General features: G+C 69.2%; 19 protein-coding genes and 3 tRNA genes. 12 read left to right on the top strand and 10 right to left on the bottom strand.

The features are described 5' to 3' along the window. Positions 1-327 precede the first annotated feature (327 nt). Positions 328-465, top strand: coding sequence for a hypothetical protein (locus ACIRRY_RS08090; RefSeq protein ID WP_403969138.1), 138 nt, complete (start codon positions 328-330; stop codon positions 463-465). A gap of 247 nt (positions 466-712) precedes the next feature. On the opposite strand, the gene ACIRRY_RS08085 is transcribed toward ACIRRY_RS08090, so the two are convergent. From ACIRRY_RS08085 to ACIRRY_RS08075, 3 genes are all read right to left on the bottom strand, one after another. Next, a tRNA-Ile gene (locus tag ACIRRY_RS08085) sits at positions 713-789 on the bottom strand. A gap of 175 nt (positions 790-964) precedes the next feature. Next, positions 965-1,040 (bottom strand) — tRNA-Asn (locus tag ACIRRY_RS08080). Between the two features lie 6 nt (positions 1,041-1,046). Beyond that, positions 1,047-1,119, bottom strand: a tRNA-Asn gene (locus ACIRRY_RS08075). 171 nt (positions 1,120-1,290) lie between these two features. Between ACIRRY_RS08075 and ACIRRY_RS08070 the strand changes: the two genes are divergently transcribed. The 4 genes from ACIRRY_RS08070 to ACIRRY_RS08055 all read left to right on the top strand — a co-directional run bounded on the left by ACIRRY_RS08070 (position 1,291) and on the right by ACIRRY_RS08055 (position 6,921). Beyond that, entirely contained in the window at positions 1,291-1,596 is a 306-nt protein-coding gene (locus ACIRRY_RS08070; protein WP_403969137.1) for a YtxH domain-containing protein, read from the top strand. 51 nt (positions 1,597-1,647) lie between these two features. Continuing rightward, positions 1,648-3,105, top strand: coding sequence for an FGGY-family carbohydrate kinase (locus ACIRRY_RS08065; RefSeq protein WP_403969135.1), 1,458 nt, complete (start codon positions 1,648-1,650; stop codon positions 3,103-3,105). Between the two features lie 154 nt (positions 3,106-3,259). Next, the gene (locus tag ACIRRY_RS08060; RefSeq protein WP_403969133.1) at positions 3,260-4,993 is read left to right on the top strand and encodes an ABC transporter ATP-binding protein; all 1,734 of its coding nucleotides are present in this window, start codon (positions 3,260-3,262) and stop codon (positions 4,991-4,993) included. Beyond that, positions 4,993-6,921, top strand: a complete 1,929-nt coding sequence (locus tag ACIRRY_RS08055) for an ABC transporter ATP-binding protein (RefSeq protein WP_403969131.1) — start codon at positions 4,993-4,995, stop codon at positions 6,919-6,921. Before ACIRRY_RS08060 ends, ACIRRY_RS08055 begins: the two co-directional genes overlap by 1 nt. 160 nt (positions 6,922-7,081) lie before the next feature. Here the strand turns inward: ACIRRY_RS08055 and ACIRRY_RS08050 are convergent, their stop codons facing one another. The 5 genes from ACIRRY_RS08050 to ACIRRY_RS08030 form a co-directional block, all read right to left on the bottom strand. Continuing rightward, positions 7,082-8,389, bottom strand: a complete 1,308-nt coding sequence (locus ACIRRY_RS08050) for a sigma-70 family RNA polymerase sigma factor (RefSeq protein ID WP_403969129.1) — start codon at positions 8,387-8,389, stop codon at positions 7,082-7,084. Between the two features lie 81 nt (positions 8,390-8,470). Beyond that, positions 8,471-10,375, bottom strand: coding sequence for a DNA primase (gene dnaG, locus ACIRRY_RS08045; RefSeq protein WP_403969128.1), 1,905 nt, complete (start codon positions 10,373-10,375; stop codon positions 8,471-8,473). Between the two features lie 47 nt (positions 10,376-10,422). Then, on the bottom strand, positions 10,423-11,688 hold the full coding sequence (locus ACIRRY_RS08040) for an NAD(P)/FAD-dependent oxidoreductase (RefSeq protein ID WP_403969127.1): 1,266 nt from the start codon (positions 11,686-11,688) through the stop codon (positions 10,423-10,425). A 93-nt stretch (positions 11,689-11,781) separates the two neighbouring features. After that, on the bottom strand, positions 11,782-13,101 hold the full coding sequence (locus ACIRRY_RS08035; RefSeq protein WP_403969125.1) for a deoxyguanosinetriphosphate triphosphohydrolase: 1,320 nt from the start codon (positions 13,099-13,101) through the stop codon (positions 11,782-11,784). A gap of 173 nt (positions 13,102-13,274) precedes the next feature. Then, the gene (locus tag ACIRRY_RS08030; RefSeq protein WP_403969123.1) at positions 13,275-14,141 is read right to left on the bottom strand and encodes a sirohydrochlorin chelatase; all 867 of its coding nucleotides are present in this window, start codon (positions 14,139-14,141) and stop codon (positions 13,275-13,277) included. A 212-nt stretch (positions 14,142-14,353) separates the two neighbouring features. On the opposite strand from ACIRRY_RS08030, the gene ACIRRY_RS08025 reads away from it, so the two are divergent. Further along, complete coding sequence (locus ACIRRY_RS08025; RefSeq protein ID WP_403969121.1) at positions 14,354-15,043, top strand: vancomycin high temperature exclusion protein; 690 nt, start codon at positions 14,354-14,356, stop codon at positions 15,041-15,043. 7 nt (positions 15,044-15,050) lie between these two features. On the opposite strand, the gene ACIRRY_RS08020 is transcribed toward ACIRRY_RS08025, so the two are convergent. After that, positions 15,051-15,479, bottom strand: a complete 429-nt coding sequence (locus ACIRRY_RS08020; RefSeq protein WP_403969119.1) for a gamma-glutamylcyclotransferase family protein — start codon at positions 15,477-15,479, stop codon at positions 15,051-15,053. A 121-nt stretch (positions 15,480-15,600) separates the two neighbouring features. Here ACIRRY_RS08020 and ACIRRY_RS08015 point away from each other — a divergent pair, with 121 nt between their 5' ends. From ACIRRY_RS08015 to ACIRRY_RS07995, 5 genes are all read left to right on the top strand, one after another. Further along, positions 15,601-17,244, top strand: a complete 1,644-nt coding sequence (locus ACIRRY_RS08015; protein ID WP_403969117.1) for a M4 family metallopeptidase — start codon at positions 15,601-15,603, stop codon at positions 17,242-17,244. A gap of 110 nt (positions 17,245-17,354) precedes the next feature. After that, positions 17,355-17,864 (top strand): hypothetical protein, encoded by a 510-nt coding sequence (locus ACIRRY_RS08010; RefSeq protein ID WP_403969115.1) that lies wholly within the window; start codon positions 17,355-17,357, stop codon positions 17,862-17,864. A gap of 66 nt (positions 17,865-17,930) precedes the next feature. Then, a complete protein-coding gene (locus ACIRRY_RS08005) occupies positions 17,931-18,086 on the top strand; it encodes a hypothetical protein (protein ID WP_403969113.1) in 156 nt (51 codons plus the stop codon). Positions 18,087-18,099: 13 nt separating this feature from the next. Next, positions 18,100-19,011, top strand: a complete 912-nt coding sequence (locus tag ACIRRY_RS08000) for an aminoglycoside phosphotransferase family protein (protein WP_403969111.1) — start codon at positions 18,100-18,102, stop codon at positions 19,009-19,011. Between the two features lie 134 nt (positions 19,012-19,145). Then, positions 19,146-19,646, top strand: a complete 501-nt coding sequence (locus ACIRRY_RS07995; protein ID WP_403970841.1) for a GNAT family N-acetyltransferase — start codon at positions 19,146-19,148, stop codon at positions 19,644-19,646. Here the strand turns inward: ACIRRY_RS07995 and ACIRRY_RS07990 are convergent. Continuing rightward, positions 19,599-20,057 carry an ATP-binding protein gene (locus ACIRRY_RS07990; RefSeq protein WP_403969110.1) on the bottom strand — a complete coding sequence of 153 codons (459 nt, stop codon included), beginning with the start codon at positions 20,055-20,057 and terminating at the stop codon, positions 19,599-19,601. The two genes, ACIRRY_RS07995 and ACIRRY_RS07990, sit on opposite strands and share 48 nt — an antisense overlap. Positions 20,058-20,204: 147 nt before the next feature. On the opposite strand from ACIRRY_RS07990, the gene ACIRRY_RS07985 reads away from it, so the two are divergent. Continuing rightward, positions 20,205-21,140, top strand: coding sequence for a helix-turn-helix domain-containing protein (locus tag ACIRRY_RS07985; RefSeq protein ID WP_403969108.1), 936 nt, complete (start codon positions 20,205-20,207; stop codon positions 21,138-21,140). Position 21,141: the final 1 nt, after the last annotated feature.

Below are 21,141 nucleotides of genomic sequence, written 5' to 3'. Positions count from 1 at the left end.
CCAGGACTGCGGCCAGTTGCCGGCAGCGCACGCCCTCCCGGCCGGCTTCCGACTCCAGCACCGCCACGATCCGCCGGTGATCCGGCGCAAGGACCGACGCCGCCAAGCCATCCACCCGCCGCGCCACCCATACTCGCGCCGCGGGAAGTCACGGCCCGCCACCGGCGCCTGTGGGCACTCGACGAGGCCCGCGAACCGGTGGCCGTGGGCGCTCCGGACATCGGCCTACTGCTGGACAAGCGCGTAGAACGCCCCCACGAGCGCGGGCGCGGCGACCGACGACCGACGACCGGGGCACACGGGTGACCGTCAAGGGAGAACACCGCAGTGCGGGCCCCCGTCGACCTCCTGGTGGCCGCAGCCGCGGAAGAGGCGGGACTCACCCTCCCCCACTACGACCGCGGCTTCGAAACCATCGCCCGCACGACAGGGCGGCCGGTCCGCACGATCGACCTCGGGCAGTAAAGCGCGCGCGGCACCGACGAGCACCGAGCTTCTGACCGACCCGGGCCGCCTGACGGTCAGTCCGCAGTGGCACGGGCCGTCTCCCGACACCCGAGATCACCGGGCAGCACTTCCGGATCCTCGCGTCCAGCCGGCGTCCAGAATTCGACGCCCAGACGCGAACTCACGAGCGGCGGATTCAGCCCCATGGGCCAACACCCTGAATCCGCACCCCAGATGAGACGTTTCCGCAGTTCACAGGAGTGCATGGTGGGGCGGGTGGGACTCGAACCCACGGCCGACGGATTATGAGTCCGCTGCTCTAACCGGCTGAGCTACCGCCCCATTACGGCGCGTCGCGCACATTTGTACGCGCCGTCTGCCGCAGCATAGCCGCTCATACGATCTCCTGCTTCGGATGGTCGACTTCGCACGACCATGAGGACTGCGGCCTGCGCCGGGCGGTTCCGGGGGACATGAAAAAGGACCCCATCGGGGTCCTCGTCCACTCGCCAAGTGCTGGCTCTCCCGACTGGACTCGAACCAGTAACCTGCCGGTTAACAGCCGGCTGCTCTGCCAATTGAGCTACGGAAGATCGAAGCTCCCCCGACTGGACTCGAACCAGTAACCTGCCGGTTAACAGCCGGCTGCTCTGCCAATTGAGCTACAGGGGAATGCCTCGTTCGCATCGAACGTACCTTCCTGGGTATTCGCCAGGGGGCGTGTGCTCGCTGCGACACATACATTAGCGCAAGCAGGGGGGTGCTCCGCCAATCGGTTCCCCCGGCAGCGATGCCGCGCCGGAGACCTGTGCAAGGGACCTACGCAAGGGAAGGGTGGCCGTCATGCGCTACAAGCTCACGTTCGTCGTCGGACTGGCTCTGGGTTACGTGCTGGGCACGCGGGCCGGACGCGAACGCTACGAGCAGCTGAAGAAGTCGGCGCGCCAGGTCGCGCAGAACCCGGCGGTCCGCAACACCGCCGAGACCGCGGCACAGCAGGGCCGCCAGTTCGCGGGCAAGGCGTACCACGCGGTCGGTGACAAGGTCGGCGACCGGGTCCCGGACTCGGTGGCCCAGCGCGTACGGTCCCTGCGTGAGCGCAACGCGAACGGCACGGGCGAGGACGACTGGGGCACCAGCAACACCTAGGGAGTCGCGACCCGGCGCGGTGACCTCCCGCCGTACGGCAGAATTTCTGTCATGGGGATAGTCGCCGGGTTGGACAGTTCGCCCGATTTCACTCGTATCGTCGTCTGTGACACGGACACGGGGTCCGTGCTCAGGCAGGGATATGCGCCGCATCCGGTCGAAACCGAGACCGAGGGCGGCGGGCGGCCCTCCGATGTCGATCCACAGGCCTGGCTGCTGTCGCTGGGCGAGGCGGCCGGCGGGGGGCTGCTCGAAGGTGTGCAGGCCATCGGCGTGTCCGCGCAGCAGAACGCGGTCGTGCCGCTGGACTCGCAGGGCAACACCGTGCGGCCCGCGATGGTCGGCGGTGACAAGCGGGCGCAGGTCGCGGCGGCCGATCTGATCGACGCGCTCGGCGGGCGTGAGGCGTGGGCGCAGGCGGTGGGTTCCGTACCGCAGGCCGCGCAGCCCGTCACCAAGCTCCGCTGGCTGAACAAGACCGAGCCGGACAACGCGCGGCGGACCGCGGTCCTGATGCAGGCTCACGACTGGCTCGTGTGGCAGCTCCTCGGGCGGCCGGTACGGCAGACCACCGATCGCGGTGGGGCTTCCGGGACCGGGTACTGGTCCGCCGCCAGTGGCGGCTACCGGCCCGATCTCGTCGAGCTGGCCCTCGGTCACCAGGCCATGCTGCCCGAGGTGATCGGGCCGTCCGACGCGGCCGGTACGACCCCGGAGGGGCTGCTGATCTCCGCCGGCACCGGCGAGACCATGGCCGCCGCCTTCGGGCTCGGCATCGGGTTCGGGGACGCGGTCGTCTCGCTCGGCGCCTCCGGGTCCGTGATGGCCGTACACCATGAGGCGCTCGTCGATCAGAGCGGGATGATCACCTCGCTGGCCGACGCGACCGGGATGCATCTGCCGGTCGTCACCACGCTCAATGCCGTACGGACGCTGCGCGGCGCCGCCGAGCTGCTCGGGCTGTCCGATCTGGAGAGTCTGTCCGAGCTGGCGATGAAGTCGACGCCGGGAGCGCACGGGCTGGTGTTCCTGCCCTATCTGGAGGGTGAGCGGACGCCCAATCTGCCGCACACCGCCGGGACGCTGGCCGGGCTGCGGCGGGAGTCGATGAAGGCGGAGCATCTGGCGCGGGCCGCCTTCGAGGGCATGCTGTGCGGGCTCGCCGACGCGCTGGACGTGCTGCGCGGGCGGGGCGTGGCGGTGCGCCGGCTCTTCCTGCTCGGGTCGGCCGCCGAGCTGCCCGCCGTACAGGCCGCGGCGCCCGCGCTGTTCGGGACGCAGATCGTCGTGCCGCAGCCCGCCGACTACGCCGCGATCGGCGCCGCCCGGCAGGCCGCCTGGGCGCTCGGGGTCTCCCAGGGCACCCTCGACCCGCGCACTCCCCCGCCCTGGCAGGGACCGGTCGCCCAGGTCTTCGAGCCGGGCGACGACCTGGCCGTAGGACAGGCGGTGCGTCAGCAGTACGTGTCCGTACGGGAACAGACCCATCCGGGCGCGTTCCGCTCGTAAGAGTTCACGCGTTCCGCTCTTAAGGGTTCATAAGGGCACCAAGGGCACTGCTGTTGGCTTAATCAGTTGAGGTAACGCGGGTGGAGTGTTCGACGATGGGGGCGAGGGGCACACACACCCGCCCGCCCCTCACCGCCGATCCGAGAGACGTAGCGTGCTCATACGACTTCTGCGGACCTATCTCAGGCCCTACAGGAAACCCATCGCCCTGCTGGTGCTGCTGCAGTTCCTGCAGACCTGCGCCACCCTCTACCTGCCCACCCTGAACGCGCACATCATCGACAACGGTGTGGTGAAGGGGGACACCGGTTACATCCTGTCGTTCGGCGCCCTGATGATCGGGATCTCGCTGGTCCAGGTCGTGTGCAACACGGGTGCCGTCTACTTCGGCGCGCGCACCGCGGCTGCCGTCGGCCGGGACATCCGGGGTGCCATCTTCGACCGGGTGCAGTCGTTCTCGGCCCGCGAGGTCGGCCACTTCGGCGCGCCCTCGCTGATCACCCGTACGACCAATGACGTCCAGCAGGTCCAGATGCTGGCCCTGATGACGTTCACCCTGCTGGTGTCGGCGCCGATCATGTGCGTCGGCGGGATCATCCTGGCGCTCGGTCTGGACGTGCCGCTGTCCGGGGTGCTCATCGCGGTGGTGCCGACGCTGACCATCTGCGTGACGATCATCGTGCGGCGGCTGCGGCCGCTGTTCCGGGCGATGCAGGTGCGTCTCGACGCGGTGAACCGGGTGCTGCGCGAGCAGATCACCGGCAACCGCGTGATCCGTGCCTTCGTCCGGGACGAGTACGAGAAGGACCGGTTCCGGAAGGCCAACGGCGATCTCACCGAGATGCAGCTGAAGACCGGCAACCTGCTCGCGCTGATGTTCCCGGTGGTCATGACCACGGTGAACCTGTCGTCGATCGCGGTCGTGTGGTTCGGCGCGCACCGGATCGACAGCGGCGGGATGCAGATCGGCGATCTGACCGCGTTCCTCGCCTATCTCATGCAGATCGTGATGTCCGTGATGATGGCCACCTTCATGTTCATGATGGTGCCGCGCGCGGAGGTCTGCGCCGAGCGCATCGAGGAGGTCCTCGACACCGAGTCCAGTGTCGTGCCGCCGGTGGCTCCCGTCTTCGAGCTGCGCCGGCACGGCCATCTGGAGGTCCGCGGGGTCGGCTTCTGTTACCCGGGCGCCGAGGAACCCGTACTGAAGTCCATCGACCTGGTGGCCCGTCCGGGCGAGACGACGGCCGTGATCGGCTCGACCGGCAGCGGAAAGTCCACCCTTCTGAGTCTGGTCCCGCGCCTGGTTGACGCGACCGACGGCGAGGTCCTCGTCGACGGAGTCGACGTGTCGACCATCGACCCGGTGCTGCTCGCCAAGACGGTCGGCCTGGTCCCGCAGAAGCCGTACCTCTTCGCGGGCACGGTGGCGACCAACCTTCGCTACGGCAATCCCGACGCGACGGACGAGGAGTTGTGGCACGCGCTGGAGGTGGCGCAGGCCAAGGGCTTCGTCGAGGAGCTGGAGAACGGGCTGGACTCCCCCATCGCGCAGGGCGGCACGAATGTCTCCGGCGGTCAGCGGCAGCGGCTCGCGATCGCCCGGACACTCGTGCAGCGGCCGGAGATCTACCTCTTCGACGACTCCTTCTCCGCCCTCGACTACGCGACCGACGCGGCGCTGCGGGCGGCGCTCTCGCGGGAGACCGCCGAGGCGACCGTGGTGATCGTGGCGCAGCGGGTGGCGACCATCAGGGACGCCGACCGGATCGTCGTACTCGACGAGGGACGGGTCGTGGGGGTGGGGCTCCATCACGAACTGATGGCGGACAACGAGACGTACCGAGAGATCGTGCTCTCCCAGTTGACGGAAGCGGAGGCTGCCTGATGGCCGGGCCCATGGGGCGGATGATGGCCGGGACGGGCCCCGACGCCCGTTCGATGGACTTCAAGGAGTCCGGCAAGCGGCTGATCGGCCAGTTCAGGCCGGAGCGGCTGACCATCGGCATCCTGCTGGTGTGCGTGGTGATCAGCGTCGGGCTGAACGTGGTGGGGCCGAAGATCCTCGGCAACGCCACCGACCTGGTCTTCGCGGGCATCATCGGGCGGCAGATGCCGGCCGGGACGACCAAGGCGCAGGCCCTCCAGGCGATGCGCGACCGGGGTCAGGACTCGGTCGCGGACATGCTCAAGAGCACGGACTTCACCCCGGGCAAGGGCATCGACTTCACCTCGGTGGGTCATGTGCTGCTGCTCGCGCTGGGCACGTTCATGGTGGCCGGGCTGCTGATGGCGGTGGCGACCCGGATGGTGAACCGGGCGGTCAACCGGACCATGTTCCGGCTGCGCGAGGACGTGCAGACGAAGATGTCGCGCCTCCCGCTGTCGTACTTCGACAAGCGGCAGCGCGGTGAGGTCCTCTCGCGCGCGACCAACGACATCGACAACATCGGGCAGACGCTCCAGCAGTCGATGGGCCAGCTCATCAACTCGCTGCTCACGATCATCGGCGTCCTCGCGATGATGTTCTGGGTGTCGTGGCTGCTGGCGCTGGTCGCGCTGGTGACCGTGCCGCTGTCGTTCTTCGTCGCCACCCGCATCGGCAAGCGCTCGCAGCCGCACTTCGTGCAGCAGTGGCGCTCGACGGGCAAGCTCAACGCGCACGTCGAGGAGATGTACACCGGGCACACCCTGGTGAAGGTGTTCGGCCGGCAGGACGAGTCGGCGAAGCTGTTCGCCGAGCAGAACGACGCGCTGTACGAGGCGGGCTTCAAGGCGCAGTTCAACAGCGGTGTCATGCAGCCGCTGATGATGTTCGTGTCGAACCTCAACTACGTGCTGGTGGCGGTGGTCGGCGGCCTGCGCGTCGCGTCCGGCTCCCTGTCGATCGGTGACGTACAGGCCTTCGTCCAGTACTCACGCCAGTTCTCGATGCCGCTCACCCAGGTCGCGTCGATGGCGAACCTGGTCCAGTCCGGCGTCGCCTCGGCGGAGCGGATCTTCGAACTCCTCGACGCCGAGGAGCAGGCCCCCGACCCGATGCCGAGCGAGCGCCCCGCCGAACTGCGCGGCCTGGTCGCCCTGGAGCACGTCTCCTTCCGCTACGACCCCGACAAGCCGCTCATCGAGGACCTCTCCCTGACGGTGGCACCGGGCCACACGGTCGCGATCGTCGGCCCGACCGGCGCCGGCAAGACCACCCTCGTCAACCTCCTCATGCGGTTCTACGAGGTCTCCGGCGGCCGGATCACCCTCGACGGCGTCGACATCGCGCGCATGTCCCGGGACGAACTCCGGTCCGGTATCGGCATGGTGCTCCAGGACACCTGGCTGTTCGGCGGCTCGATCGCCGAGAACATCGCGTACGGCGCGTCCCGGGAGGTCACCCGGGGCGAGATCGAGGAGGCGGCGCGGGCGGCGCACGCCGACCGTTTCGTCCGTACGCTGCCCGACGGATACGACACCGTCATCGACGACGAGGGCACGGGCGTCAGCGCCGGTGAGAAGCAGCTCATCACCATCGCGCGGGCGTTCCTGTCCGATCCGACGATCCTGGTCCTCGACGAGGCGACGTCCTCCGTCGACACGCGTACGGAGGTCCTGATCCAGAAGGCGATGGCCAAACTCGCCCACGGCCGCACGTCGTTCGTGATCGCCCACCGTCTCTCCACGATCCGGGACGCGGACACGATCCTGGTCATGGAGAACGGCTCGATCGTCGAACAGGGCGCGCACGCGGAGCTGTTGGCGGCGGACGGGGCGTATGCGCGGCTGTACAAGGCACAGTTCGCGCAGGCGGTGGCCGAGGTGGACTAGCGGTTCGTTGTTCGGCTGCGGGTCCGGTGGGGGCTGGTCGCGCAGTTCCCCGCGCCCCTGAAAGCACCGGGTGAGCGGCGTTTTTCAGGGGCGCGGGGCCGTGTACATTTGCGGCTCCGCCGCGGGGCGCGACCAGCCCCCACCGGGCCCGCAGACGGCATCAATCCAGATAGCCCCTCAGCTGATCCGCAAACGCATGATCCCGCAGCTTGTTCAGCGTCTTGGACTCGATCTGCCGTATCCGCTCCCGGGTCACCCCGAAGATCCGCCCGATCTCCTCCAGCGTGCGCGGGCGGCCATCCGCCAGCCCATACCTGAGCTGTACGACCTTCCGCTCCCGCTCCCCCAACGTCGACAGCACGGCTTCAAGGTGCTGCCGAAGGAGGATGAACGCGGCCGACTCCACGGGACTCGTCGCATCGCCGTCCTCGATCAGATCGCCGAGGGCGACGTCGTCCTCCTCCCCCACCGGCGCGTGCAACGACACCGGCTCCTGAGCCAGCCGCAGCACCTCGCTGACCCGCTCCGGAGCGAGATCGAGATGGTCGGCCACCTCTTCCGACGTCGGCTCGTAGCCGCGTTCCTGGAGCATCCGGCGCTGGACACGGACGACCCGGTTGATGAGTTCGACGACATGCACCGGGACGCGGATCGTGCGGGCCTGGTCGGCGAGGGCCCGGGACATGGCCTGCCGGATCCACCACGTGGCGTACGTCGAGAACTTGTAGCCCCGGGCGTAGTCGAACTTCTCAACTGCCCTGATCAGGCCGAGGTTTCCCTCCTGGACGAGGTCGAGCATGGTCAGCCCGCGCCCGACGTACCGTTTGGCGACGGACACCACGAGCCGCAGGTTCGCCTCGATCAGGCGGCGCTTGGCCATCCGGCCCAGGACGACCAACCGGTCCAGGTCCAGGGCGAGTTGGCTGTCCAGGTCGGACGCGCCGCCGAGCTTCTCCTCGGCGAACAGGCCGGCCTCGACCCGGCGGGCGAGATCGACCTCCTCGGCCGCGGTGAGCAGCGGGATGCGGCCGATCTCGCGCAGGTACTGGCGGAACAGGTCCGAGGAGGGCGCGCCGGTGTCGGCGACCCGGCTACGGGGCCGTACCTCGGGCTCGGGGGCCTCGGCGGTCTCCACCGCTTCGGCCGTCGGTTCTTCGAGCTCGGGCGGGCTCTCCGCTTCCGCGGTCTCGGGGTGGTGCGCGGCACGGCTCTGCGGGGGGACGGTCGCGAGGACATCGGTCTCCGCTTCCGGTTCCGCGCCGTCCGTCGTGCTGGTCTCGGTCTGGTCGAGGGTCTGGGTCTGCACGGGGGCGACCTCCAGGATGATCGCTGCCAGGGGGTACGGCAGCGGTACTTCAGGGGCGGAGTGGGCGGCCTCGCCGCAATCCGTCCCGTACTCGATGAGCGGAACCGCGGGGGTGAAGGACCCGCTGCGAACGGATCGGCCGCGCTCCGAGGACTCAGGCACCGGAACCCAGTGTGGAGTACGACACATCGCCGCCACGAGGGGCGTGCGGTGACTTTTTGAGTCCGTTCCGTGACTACATGCTCAGAGCGCTGTGGCGCCGTGCACCTGGAGTGCCTGGTCGTACTGCTGAAGGACCCACAACTCGTTCTGTACGGCGGCCAGTTCGGCCGAGTCCCCGTGGCTGCCGAGGCGGGTGAGCGTGCCCTGGATGTCGTGGATCCGGCGCACCACGGCTCTTCGGCGGACGGTGACGAGCTGCTCGCCCGCGTAGTTCTCGTCGACCGTGCGGCGCATGATCGCCTCGACGGCGAGCTCGGTGACCATCGCGCGGACCGCGTCGTCCGGTGCCGCCTCGCGGACCCGGACCAGATAGTCCTGGGCGTCCTGGAGGCCGTACTCGGCGCCGCCCGCCTCGATGATCGCCTCGCGTACGGCCGCGTAGGGCGCGGCGGTGAACTCGTCCACGCCGTACGCGTCGAAGGCCGGGGAGACCAACTCGGGGCGCTGGAGGGCGAGTTTGAGGAGCTCGCGCTCGGTGGCGAAGACCGGGTTGCGGAGGGTGAGGGCGGGGCCGCCGGTGGGGCCGCGAGGGGCGGTGTCGTACTGCTGCTGGGCGCCGCCCCCTGTCGGTGCCGGGCCCTTGCCTCCCCGGTCGCGGGCCCAACGGGCGAGCTGGGCAACCCTCTTGACCACGAACTGGGTGTCGAGGATGCCGAGCATGCCGGCGAGCTGGACGGCGACCTCGTGCTGGGCGCCGCTGTTCTTGATGCGGGCGACGATGGGGGCGGCCTCGTCCAGGGCGGAGGCGCGGCCTGCGGGGGTGTCGAGGTCGTAGCGGACGACGATCTGGCGGAGCGCGAACTCGAAGAGTGGGGTGCGGGGTTGGACCAGGTCGGCGACCGCCTCGTCGCCCTTGGCGAGGCGCAGCTCGCAGGGGTCCATGTTGTCCGGCGCGATCGCGATGTAGGTCTCGGCGGCGAACTTCTGGTCGTCCTCGAAGGCGCGCAGGGCTGCCTTCTGGCCGGCCGCGTCGCCGTCGAAGGTGAAGATCACGCGCGCCGAGCCGTTGTCCATCAGGAGCCTGCGGAGGATCTTGATGTGGTCGCCGCCGAAGGCCGTGCCGCAGGTCGCGATCGCCGTCGTCACTCCGGCCAGGTGGCAGGCCATGACGTCCGTGTAGCCCTCGACCACGACCGCGCGGGAGGACTTGGCGATGTCCTTCTTCGCGAGGTCGATGCCGTAGAGGACCTGGGACTTCTTGTAGATCGCGGTGTCGGGCGTGTTGAGGTACTTCGGGCCGTTGTCCGACTCGTAGAGCTTGCGGGCGCCGAAGCCGACGACCTCGCCGCCGATGTCGCGGATCGGCCACATCAGACGGCCGCGGAAGCGGTCGATGGGGCCGCGGCGGCCCTCCTGGGCGAGGCCGGAGAGGAGGATCTCCTTGTCGCTGAAGCCCTTGCCGCGGAGGTATTTGGTGAGGTGGTCCCAGCCCTGCGGGCTGTAGCCGACGGAGAAGTGCTCGGCGGCCGACTGGTCGAAGCCGCGCTCGGCGAGGAACTTGCGGCCGGTGTCCGCCTCGGGGCCGACGGCGAGCTGCTCCACGTAGAAGTCGGCGGCCACCTTGTGGGCCTCGACCAGGCGGATGCGCTCGCCGCGCTGGTTGGCGGGGTTGTACCCGCCCTCCTCGTACCGCAGCGTGATGCCGGCCTGGGCGGCCAGGCGCTCGACCGACTCCGAGAAGGTGAGGTGGTCGACCTTCATCACGAACGTGATGGTGTCGCCGCCCTCCTGGCAGCCGAAGCAGTGGAAGAGACCCTTGCTGGGGCTGACCTGGAAGGACGGTGACTTCTCGTCGTGGAAGGGGCAGAGGCCCTTGAGGTTGCCACCGCCCGCGTTCCGCAGCTGGAGGTACTCGGACACCACGGCGTCGATCGGGACCGCGTCCCGAACCGCCTTCACGTCCTCGTCGTTGATCCGTCCAGCCACGCGTGAATTCTACGGGGCCGGACTGACACCAGTGACGACCAGAACCTCTAGACGCCCAGGCTGTCCAGTGGAACGTGTGGGTCCGCGAGGGCCTCGGTGTCCACGCGGGCCCGGGAGCGGATGAGCTGCTGGATGGGCTCTGTGACGTCCCACACATTCACGTTCATCCCGGCCAGCACGCGGCCCTCCTTCAGCCAGAAGGCGATGAACTCCCGCTTGCCCGCGTCTCCCCGGATCACCACTTCGTCGTAGGAACCCGGGGGCGCCCAGCCGGAGTACTCCATACCCAAGTCGTACTGGTCGGAGAAGAAATAGGGCACGCGGTCGTAGGTGACGTCCTTGCCGAGCATCGCGCGGGCCGCCGCCGGGCCGCCGTTGAGGGCGTTGGCCCAGTGCTCCACGCGCAGCCGGGTGTCGAAGAGGGCGTGGTGGAAGGCGGCCACGTCACCGGCCGCGTAGATGTCGGGGTCGGAGGTGCGCAGTTGTTCGTCGACCGCGATGCCGCCGCCGTGCGCGCGGTCGGCGAGCTCCAGTCCGGCCGCCTCGGCGAGCGCGGTGCGGGGGGCCGCGCCGATGGCCGCGAGGACGTCGTGCGCGGGGTGCTCCTCGCCGTCGTCGGTACGGGCGGCCAGCACCATGCCGTCCTGGCCGATGATCTCGGTGAGCCTGGCGCCGAAGTGGAAGCGGACGCCGTGCTCGGCGTGCAGGTCGGCGAAGAGCTGGCCGAGTTCGGGGCCGAGGACGCCGTGCAGCGGGGTCTGCGAGGGTTCCACGACGGTGACCTCGGCGCCGTACTCGCGGGCCGCCGCCGCGACCTCCAGGCCGATCCAGCCGCCGCCGGCGATCACCAGATGGCCGTTGTCCCGGCCCAGGGAGGCCAGGACGTGCTTCAGGCGCTCGGCGTGCGAGAGGCGGCGCAGGTGGTGGACGCCCGCGAGGTCCGTGCCCGGGATGTCGAGGCGGCGGGGCTCGGAGCCGGTGACGATGAGCAACTTGTCGTAGCGGACGAGCGTTCCGTCGTCCCCGAAGCGGACCGTCTTCGCCGTACGGTCGATGGCGTCGACGGTCTGGCCGAGGTGCAGCTCGATGTCGTTGCGCGCGTACCAGGCGGGTTCGTGGACGAAGACGGTGTCGCGCTCCTCTTTACCGAGGAGGTAGCCCTTGGACAGCGGCGGGCGCTCGTACGGGTGGTCGCGTTCGTCGCAGATCAGTATCACGCGGCCGGTGAAGCCCTCCGCTCGGAGCGTCTCGGCCGCCTTGGCGCCGGCCAGGCCTCCTCCGACGATGACGAATGTCTGATCCGCGTCGACCACTTGATGCCTCCTCGTAACGGTGTCGCCATAGGCGAGCCTCCCGCACGCAGTGTGATGCGGGAAGGGGGTGTGGCCCGATCAGGCCACGGAGGGTCACATTCGGGCTTGTTTCGCGTCACTGTGCCCCAGCGATGTGAGATGCGCGTGAAGAGACCGCGCCGACGCGTCGGTCAGCGAGGCGATCTGATCGACGATCACACGCTTGCGCGCGCGGTCGTCGGGCGCCTCGTCGAACTGCGCGCGGAACTGCGGCTCCAGGCCGTCGGGCGCGCGCGTCGTGAGCGCCCGCGCCAGCTCGGCGACCACGATCCGCTGGTCGGCGCGGATCAGTTCCTGCTCCGCGCGCTGCATCACATACCGGTCGGCGACCGCCTTGAGGACCGCGCATTCCAGCCGTGCCTCCTGCGGTACGACGAGTTCGGCGTCGTAGCGGGTGAGGCGGCCGGTGCCGTACGCCGTGCGCGTGGCGGTCTCGGCGGCCAGGCAGAAGCGGCCGATGAGCTGGCTGGTGGCGTCCTTGAGGCGGGCCTGCGCGACCGCCGAGCCGTCGTAGCCGTGCGGCCACCACGACTGGTTCTGGAGCCGGTCCAGCGCCTCGGCGAGTTCGTCGGGCACCGTGTCCGCGGGGACGTAGCGGCCGATGGCCACCTTGAAGATCTCCTGGCGTTCCGGTTCCGCGTGCAGGCAGTTCGGGTCGATGTGGCCCGCGTGCAGGCCGTCCTCGACGTCGTGCACGGAGTACGCCACGTCGTCCGACCAGTCCATGACCTGGGCCTCGAAGCACGTGCGCGTGCCGGGGGCTTCCTTGCGGACCCAGTCGAAGACGGGTCTGTCGTCGTCGTAGACGCCGAACTTGGGGGACTTGGGGTCGGTGGGGTGCGCTCCGCGTGGCCAGGGGTACTTGGTGGCCGCGTCGAGGGTGGCTCGGGTGAGGTTGAGGCCGACGCTCACCATCTCGCCTGTCGTGTCGCTTCTTACGAAGCGCTTCGGTTCGATGCGGGTGAGGAGTCTGAGTGATTGGGCGTTGCCCTCGAAGCCGCCGCAGTCGTCGGCGAATTCGTTCAGTGCCTGTTCGCCGTTGTGGCCGAAGGGGGGGTGACCCAGGTCGTGGGAGAGGCAGGCGGCCTCTACGAGGTCGGGGTCGCAACCCAGGGCCGCGCCCAGCTCTCGGCCTACCTGGGCGCATTCCAGGGAGTGGGTGAGGCGGGTGCGGGGACTGGCGTCCCAGGCCTGGCTTCGGGTTCCTGGGGTGACCACTTGGGTTTTGCCGGCGAGTCGTCGTAGGGCGGCGGAGTGCAGGATGCGGGCGCGGTCGCGTTGGAAGGCTGTGCGGCCGGGGCGTTTGTCGGGCTCGGTTGCCCAGCGGTCGACTGACGTCGGGTTGTAGGGATGAGGTGCTGCGGTGCCGTCCATGCTTCGACAGTAAGCGGCGGTAGTGACAATTCGGGAGTTGCGGGGCGCCTACGCGTCTGCCGGGTGCGGTTTCGTTTGCGCCTGCGGGTTCGTTGTGGCTGGTCGCGCCCACGCGGCAGAGCCGCAAATGGATACAGCCCCGCGCCCCTGGGTGGGGTGCCCCTGCCTGTGTATCAAGCTGAAGCCAGTTCCGGCTTCGTCCTCACCTGCGTCGCCATTGCCTGGTCGTAGCGGTGGAGGACCAGGCGGGCCATCGCGGGGTGGGCTCCCAGGGGTGCTGATGCGATCCACGGGGCTGCCTCCGCGCACTGTGTCGCGAAGCGACCCGGGGCTGTGAAGCAGGACGCCACTGCCACCCTGTGGCGGCCTCGGGCGACCAACGCGCGGACGGCTGTCTGGACCGTGGGGGTCGACGCCGAGGCGTACGCGGGGATCACCGGCACTCCCAGGCGGTCGGCCAGGAGTTGGGCGGTGTGGTTGGTGTCCAGCTTGGAGTCCGGGTCCCGGGAGCCGGCGGCGGCCAGGACCACCGCGCTGGAGCGGCGGGTCAGATCATCCATGCGTGTGCGCCAACCGGACTCCACCAAGCGGTCGTACAACGTCTCCACCAGGAGGGGGTGCGGGCCCAAAGGGGATGCCACGCGCGCGCGTGCCGGTGCGTTGGCCGCCATCTCGGGGATGTCCTGCTTGACGTGGTAGCCGCGGGCCAGGAGGAGGGGGACCAGGACGGCTTCCGTGGTGCCGAGGGCCGTGAGGGTGTCCGGGAGGCTGGGCTCGTTGAGTTCGATGTGGCCCAGGTGGACGGGGAGGCCGGGGCGGAGTTCGCGGACGCGTTCCACGAGGGCTCGTACGGTGCTCAGGGCGCGCGGGTCCCGGCTGCCGTGGGCCACCAGGACGAGCGCGGGCGGGCCGGGCCGCCGGCTGCCGTTCAGGGACACGAGGCTGAGCTGGTCGGCGAGTTGGCTGCTGATCCGGTTCATGAGATGCGCCGTACTGTCGAGGGTCGTGGAGTCGTCGTGGGGATGATGCGACGCCGTCATGGAGTGATGGTGGCGGGGAGAGGTTGCCGCCCCGTTGCACGGGAATGACGGGTTTTTTCCGGGGGTTCACGGTGGGGTGCGGGTGGTGTGTGAGGCGACGTGACCTGCGGCTTCCGGGTTCACAGTGAAGCCGGTCACACTGCGGGCGGCGAACCGGGGGACGTCGCGGCGCGTCTGTGACTGTCGAGACCGAACGGGGAGGGGCCCTTTCCATGCGTCGCCTGAAACTCCACAGACCGCGGCTGCCACGCACGCGTGCCGGGTGGCGGCAGCTCGTGCAGGGGGTGGCCGCCGGGTGTGTGCTCGCGCTGCTTCCGGCGACCTGGCTGTGGGTGGTGACGGCCGACCGGCTCGGGACTGTCCAGGACGCGCCGCGTACCGAGGTCGCCGTGGTCTTCGGTGCCGGGCTGTGGGACGGCGAGCCGTCGCCGTATCTCGCGCACCGGCTGGACGCGGCGGCGACGCTGTACCGGGAGGGCCGGGTGAAGGTCGTCCTGGTGACCGGCGACAACAGCCGCAAGGACTACGACGAGCCGGACGCGATGCGCGTCTACCTGGCGAAGCACGGGGTGCCACGCGCGCGCGTGGTGACCGATTACGCCGGTTTCGACACCTGGGACTCCTGCGTCCGCGCCAAGAAGATCTTCGGCGTCGACAAGGCCGTACTCATCAGCCAGAACTTCCACATCCGGCGGGCGGTCGCGCTGTGCGACGCGGCCGGGGTCGACTCGTACGGCGTCGGGGTCGACGAGGCGCACAACGCGACCTGGTACTACGGCGGTACGCGCGAGGTGCTCGCGGCGGGCAAGGCCGCCCTGGATCTGCTGTTCCATCCCGATCCGCACTTCCTCGGGCCGAAGGAGACGGGAGTCGCGCGGGCGCTGGCCGCCGGCAGCAACTGAGGCGCGTTCAGCGGCGGCCCCGCCAGTCGCCGCCCTCGATCAGCTTGCCGTGGGTGCGGAGGGCGGCGGCGACGGCGGGGGCCGCGAGGTACACCCAGGCGCGTACGGCCGTGCCGTCGGCGTCGCGGGTCACGTCGCGTTCGACGCGCTCGTAGAGGTTGCGCGGGTCGCCGGGGGCGTACTCCTCAAGTCGGTCCAGTTCCCCGAGGAGTTGGGGGTAGGCCTCGGGGCGCGCGGTGACGAGTTCGCCGCAGACGACGGACCCGGATTCCTCGACGGCGTACGGGTAGCCGGGGCCGTCGTAGAGGCCGGCGCCCTGGAGCCGGGCCCGTTCTTCGGAGTCCGTACGGCCGCGCAGGTACCGGTCGTGGTTGGGCCCGCCGGGGCGGAGGGTGCCGTAGACGAAGAAGGGGAACTGCCTCGGGGGTGTCGTCATCGGTCTCCTTGGGCCCGGAAGTCTGTGCATGCGCTATGGACATGACATGTCATGGCCCCTTAAATCTTATTCAACATCAACGCAGCCCCCACGCCCCCCACTTGCGTTCTTGAGGAGACCCATGAGCCGGACACGGCACTTCCGAGGTTCCTGTCTCGCCACGGCCGGTATCGCGGCCGGCGCCGCGACCCTGCTGGCCGCCACTCTCGCCCCCACCGCCCAGGCGGCCGACCGGCCGACCCGGGCCGGCGCGATCGCGAACGCCGCGTCGGCGCTGGTCGCCCATGCCGCGAACCTGGGTCTGACGGCCGCGGAGGACACATCCGTCCGCGATGTGATCGTCGACCGGGACGGCACCCAGCACGTCCGCTACGACCGGACCTACCGCCAACTCCCCGTCCTCGGCGGCGACTTCGTGGTCCACCTGGCCCCGAACGGCAGCTACCGGAGTGCCGACCGCGCGACCCGGAACTCCATATCCCTGGCGACCGTGACACCGAAGGTGGCCGCCCCGAAGGCGGCGGACCTGGCGGCGAACGCGCTGCGGGCCGCCAACCTCGGCGAGGCGCTGAAGAGCGTAACCGCCAAGCCCCAGCTGATAGTTGACGCCCTGCACGGCGCCCCGAAGCTCGCCTGGCGGACGAACGTGGTCGCCAAGGACTCGCTCGGCAACCCGGTCGCCCGCACGGTGCTGACCGACGCCCGGACCGGCGCCCAGATCGACGCCTGGGACAGCGTGGAGACGGCGACCGGGGACGGGCAGTCGCTGTACGGCGGGACGGTGCCGTTGGAGACGACGCTGTCGGGATCGACGTATCAGCTCAAGGACGCGACGCGCGGCGGGACTTACACCGGTGACGCGGCGAACAAGACCGATCTGTGCATCTTCGGCATCTGCATCGTCCGCGCCCCGTCCACGGTGTTCACGGACGCCGACAACCACTGGGGAACGGGGGCGACTTCGGACCGCTCCTCGGCGGCGGTGGACGCGCAGTACGGCACGAACGAGACCTGGGACTACTACAAGAACGTGCATGGCCGGAACGGCATAGCGGGCGACGGCAAGGGCTCGTACAACCGCGTCCACTACGGCAACGCCTACAACAACGCGTTCTGGGACGACAGTTGCTTCTGCATGACGTACGGCGACGGTGACGGGACGCAGCTCGGTCCGCTGGTGGCGCTGGATGTCGCCGGGCACGAGATGACGCACGGTGTGACCTCCAAGACGGCGGCGCTGACGTACTCGGGCGAGTCCGGCGGCCTCAACGAGGGGACCTCCGACATCCTGGGCACGCTGGTGGAGTGGTACGCCAACAACTCCTCCGATCTCGGGGACTACTTGATCGGCGAGAAGATCGTGCGCGCCGGCTTCGGCAAGGCGGCGCTGCGGTTCATGGACCAGCCGTCGAAGGACGGGAACTCGGCGGACTGCTGGAGCTCGTCGGTGGGCAATCTCGACGTGCACTATTCGTCGGGGGTCGCCAACCACTTCGCGTATCTGCTCGCGGAAGGCAGCGGCGCGAAGACCATCAACGGCGTCAGCTACAACTCGCCCACGTGCAACAGCAGTTCGGTGAACGGCATCGGCCGGGACAAGCTGGGGGCCATCTGGTACCGGGCGTTGACGGTCTACATGACGTCCTCGACGAACTACGCGGGGGCCCGGACGGCGACGCTCAACGCGGCCAAGGACCTGTACGGAAATGGAAGTTCGGAATACAACGCGGTGGCCGCCGCATGGAGTGCGGTTGCCGTGGGGTAAAGCCGAGGATTGTCGGTCAGGAGTGCCTGCTCCCGAACCCCAGAGCTGATACGGACTGCCATGTCTGCGTACGCCGGGGTGACGGAGCGGGCGCTCGTTCCATCCGGAAGGTGAAGCAGCCGCAGTTCTTCACCTCGCGGGTGATCCGGCTCTGTCCGGCGTACGGGTTCTCCATCGTCTTCACCACCGGCGTCCTGGTGACCCTGCCCGGCGTGTGGGACCGGCAGAAGCTGCGCGAGATCCTGCTCGACTTCACGATGCTGCAGCCCGGTTCGGGTGTCTCGAACGTCGACGGCGTGTACTGGACCCTCTGGTCGGAGCTGCGTTTCCACCTCCTCTTCATGGCGGTCGTCGTCACCGGCCTCACCTACCGCAAGGTCGTCCTCTTCTGCTGCTTCTGGGGCGCCGCCGCGATGATCGCCCCGGCCGCCCGTTTCCGCCCACTGACACTGGTCGTCGATCCGGAAGGCGCCTGGTACTTCATCGCCGGCCTCGCGCTGTCTCCAGCCGGCGCGCGAGTGTCGTGCTCTTCACCGTGTTCCTGCTGGTCATGGCCGCGATCGCGTTGGGCGCGACCGACCACATCCGCTGGAAATGGCTCACCACGGCCGGTGCGATGACGTACCCCTTCCACCTGATGCACTATCTGGCCGGTACGACCGTCATCGCCCACTACCGCGACACCCATGGACCCCCGGCTCCTGGTGGTCTCGGTGATCTCCGTTTTCCTGATGCTGAGTTGGCTCGTGCACCGGTTGGTGGAACGGCCCGTGGCCCGGATCCTGAAGAATGGGCTGGACACCTCGTTCGCACGGTTGCGGAACACAGTGAACACGCCCTGATCTCCGGAGGACCATGTCGCCCAGCGCCAAGATGCACGCCGACGAACTCGACATCGACATCGACACCGAGCTGGTGCGCCGGCTGATCGCCGAACAGTTCCCGGAATGGACGGAGTTGGCCGTCACCCGGGTCGCCTCGGCCGGCACCGACAACGCGATGTACCGGCTGGGCGAGGACATGGTCGTACGACTGCCCCGACTGCCGGGCGGGGCACGGCAGATCGAGACGGAGCAGCGCTGGCTGCCGCGGCTGGCACCGGAGTTGCCGCTCGCGGTTCCGGTGCCGTTGGCGATGGGCGAGCCGGGGCGGGGGTACGAGCTGCGGTGGGGGGTGTACCGGTGGCTTGACGGGGACAACACCTACGACGCGCCGCTGACCGAACTCACCGACGCGGCAGTGGAGTTGGGGCGTTTCGTGGCCACGCTGCGGCGGGTGGACGCGGTGGGCGGTCCGGTGTCCTTCCGGGGCGGGCCGGTCGGTGCGCAGGACGTGGACGTCCGCAAGGCGATCGAGGACCTGGGCGCGGACGGCACCCACGACCCGGCCCTCGCGACGGCGGCCTGGAAGCACACCCTGTCGCTCCCCCAGTGGGAGGCCGCCCCCGTCTGGCTCCACGGCGACCTCCTCCCCGGCAATCTGCTGGCCACGGCCGGCCGGCTCACCGCGGTCATCGACTTCGGCGCCCTCGGAGTCGGCGACCCGGCGGCGGACGCGCTGCCCGCGTGGGCCTTGTTCTCGTCCGGGACGCGTGAAGTCTTCCGCGAGGCGGGCGAGTTCGACGAGGTGGTCTGGGAGCGGGGGCGGGGGTGGGCGTTGTGCTTCGGGCTGACGGCGGAGCACTACTACCGGGGCGGGCGGAATCCCGTATTGGCGGAGGTGGGTCATCGGGCCGTAGAGGAAGCGTTGGCGGACTTCGGGGCCTGATCACTCGAACAGCGGAATCACCGGCCATGCGCAGGCCCTACCCCTGGACGGGCGTCCGCACCTACGTCCGCCGCGACGCCCTGCGGGTCGAGGCGACGTACCTGCACTTTCTGGAATCGCTGGATACTGACGTCATGACTGATCAGCGCGAGGTTTCCGTCGTCCGTCGGCCGGGCCGGACCCTTTCCGCCGGGGACGGGCTGGACTCGTTGCTGGCTGCCTACCACCTCCGGACGGAAGCCGAGAAAGGGAAGCCCGTTGCCGATGTGGGCGAACTGCCGGAGCGCTACCGGGCGGAGATCTCGGACCCGCGCGGCGCCTTCGTCGACGATGTCGTGCTCGTCGCTCTGAGCGGGAGCACCGCGGTGGGCTGTCTGGTGGTGACCGCTCCCGTCGACGGGCGGTCGGAGATCAAGAGGCTCTGGACGGACCCTGCGTTCCGGGGCCGGGGCATCGCGTCGGACCTGCTCGGCGCCGCGCTCGCGCAGGCCGCGGAAAGCGGTGCGAGCGCCGTGCGGTTGTCGGTGTGGACATGGCGGACCGGAGCCATCGCCCTGTACGAACGGCTCGGCTTCACCATCACCGAGTCATGGGACGACCGGGATCAACTGGTGTGCATGGAAAGGGCCTTGTGAGTGGTGCCGTACGACATCCACCTCGCACCACACCGCCTTGCCCACGGTGAGTTCCCGCACGCCCCAGCGGTCCGCGATCTGACTGACGATCAGCAACCCCCGCCCGAACATGTCGTCCGCGGTCGCCTCTCGCAGGTTCGGGCGTAACTCGCCCTTCGGGTCGGACACCGCAATGCGTACGACGCGCGCGGTGAGGGTGAGTTCGACGCGGAACAGACGATCCCGCAGGCAGCCGTGCAGTACGGCGTTGCCGCCCAGCTCCGAGACCAACAGGGCGGTGTACGCGGCGAGTTCGGGGTGACCCCACTCGGTGAGGAGCCGGTGCGCTCGGCGGCGGGCGAGGGTGACGCTCCTGGGCAACGGGGTGTAGTCGAGGCGGTCGTGATGGAGAGGCACTTCAGGGGCGACCATGTCGCCCACCTCCGGGCATGGGCGAGCTGCGCCGCGTATCAACTGGCGCCGCTCTGCGATCGGTTCGTGACCGACGGTAGAGGTGGCGCGACATTGTGCGCAAGTAACTCTCGGAGGAATTCCCCCGAAGGGTGTTTGCGATGCCTCGTGCCGCCGCGCCAGACTGATCACACGCACACGCCTGACAGGGGGACCTACGTGACATCGCCTACGCAGGGCCACAGCACATCGACCGTCCTGGGACGCCGACTTGGCGGCGAGCTCACCCGGTTGCGCACGGCGGCCGGCCTCAACCAGACCCAGGCGGGCAAGGCCCTCACCGCGTCCACGACCAAGGTCGCGAAGATGGAGGGCGGTTGGGTTCCCATGCGCGACCCCGACCTTCGGGCGCTGTGCGAGTTGTACGGCGTTCACGATCCCAGCGTTGTCGGCGGGCTTCTCGAACTGGCCAGGATCGACCGCGAACGCCGTAAGGCCAAGGGTTGGTGGGACGACTTCGCCATCCCGGGTGTCATGCAGGAGTACGTCGCGCTGGAGAGCGCTGCGACGACCATCAAGGCATGGCAACCCGCGTTCATCCCCGGGCTGCTCCAAACACCCGAGTACGTAAGGGCGTTGAGGACTGAACCGGCGGCCACGGTGACCATCAGAGGCGCCGAGTCCGACGAAGAGTTCATCGCAGCGCGACTCGCTCGACAACGCCGCCTGATCGATGGCCCTCCGCTGTCGCTGCGGGCGGTGATCTACGAGGCAACTCTCCGCAACTTTCCCGGCGGCGCAGCCACAGCCGTCGGCCAACTCGACGAGCTGATCAAGGCGGCCGACCAGCCGAACATCAGCCTCCAGGTTTTCCCGTTCGACGCCGGTACGCACCCAGGCCTCAACGGCTCGTTCAACATCATGTCGTTCGCCGAACCCGGCGCCATGGATGTCGTCTACGTAGAGTCGCCCTTCGTTGAGCGCTGGGTGGAAGGCGGAGAACTCGCAGCCACCTACGCCGAGTTGTTCGAGAAGATCACCGAACGCTCCCTCGGCGAAAGGGAATCCATTTCGTTCCTCCACCAGTTGCGCAAGAGACTGTGAA

The sequence above is a fragment of the Streptomyces sp. NPDC101776 genome (assembly GCF_044766845.1).
GTDB lineage: Bacteria > Actinomycetota > Actinomycetes > Streptomycetales > Streptomycetaceae > Streptomyces.
Note: the sequence above shows the minus strand (reverse complement) of the source record. Positions and strands in the feature narration are given on the sequence as shown.

Coding starts and splice junctions, on each gene's coding strand:
- ACIRRY_RS08025 (WP_403969121.1), top strand. CDS start 14,354: ATGCGTCGCCTGAAACTCCACAGACCGCGGCTGCCACGCACGCGTGCC.
- ACIRRY_RS08055 (WP_403969131.1), top strand. CDS start 4,993: ATGGCCGGGCCCATGGGGCGGATGATGGCCGGGACGGGCCCCGACGCC.
- ACIRRY_RS07990 (WP_403969110.1), bottom strand. CDS start 20,057: ATGGTCGCCCCTGAAGTGCCTCTCCATCACGACCGCCTCGACTACACC.
- ACIRRY_RS08020 (WP_403969119.1), bottom strand. CDS start 15,479: ATGACGACACCCCCGAGGCAGTTCCCCTTCTTCGTCTACGGCACCCTC.
- ACIRRY_RS08000 (WP_403969111.1), top strand. CDS start 18,100: ATGTCGCCCAGCGCCAAGATGCACGCCGACGAACTCGACATCGACATC.
- ACIRRY_RS08035 (WP_403969125.1), bottom strand. CDS start 13,101: ATGGACGGCACCGCAGCACCTCATCCCTACAACCCGACGTCAGTCGAC.
- ACIRRY_RS08065 (WP_403969135.1), top strand. CDS start 1,648: ATGGGGATAGTCGCCGGGTTGGACAGTTCGCCCGATTTCACTCGTATC.
- ACIRRY_RS07995 (WP_403970841.1), top strand. CDS start 19,146: ATGACTGATCAGCGCGAGGTTTCCGTCGTCCGTCGGCCGGGCCGGACC.
- ACIRRY_RS08070 (WP_403969137.1), top strand. CDS start 1,291: ATGCGCTACAAGCTCACGTTCGTCGTCGGACTGGCTCTGGGTTACGTG.
- ACIRRY_RS08015 (WP_403969117.1), top strand. CDS start 15,601: ATGAGCCGGACACGGCACTTCCGAGGTTCCTGTCTCGCCACGGCCGGT.
- ACIRRY_RS08030 (WP_403969123.1), bottom strand. CDS start 14,141: ATGACGGCGTCGCATCATCCCCACGACGACTCCACGACCCTCGACAGT.
- ACIRRY_RS08005 (WP_403969113.1), top strand. CDS start 17,931: ATGGACCCCCGGCTCCTGGTGGTCTCGGTGATCTCCGTTTTCCTGATG.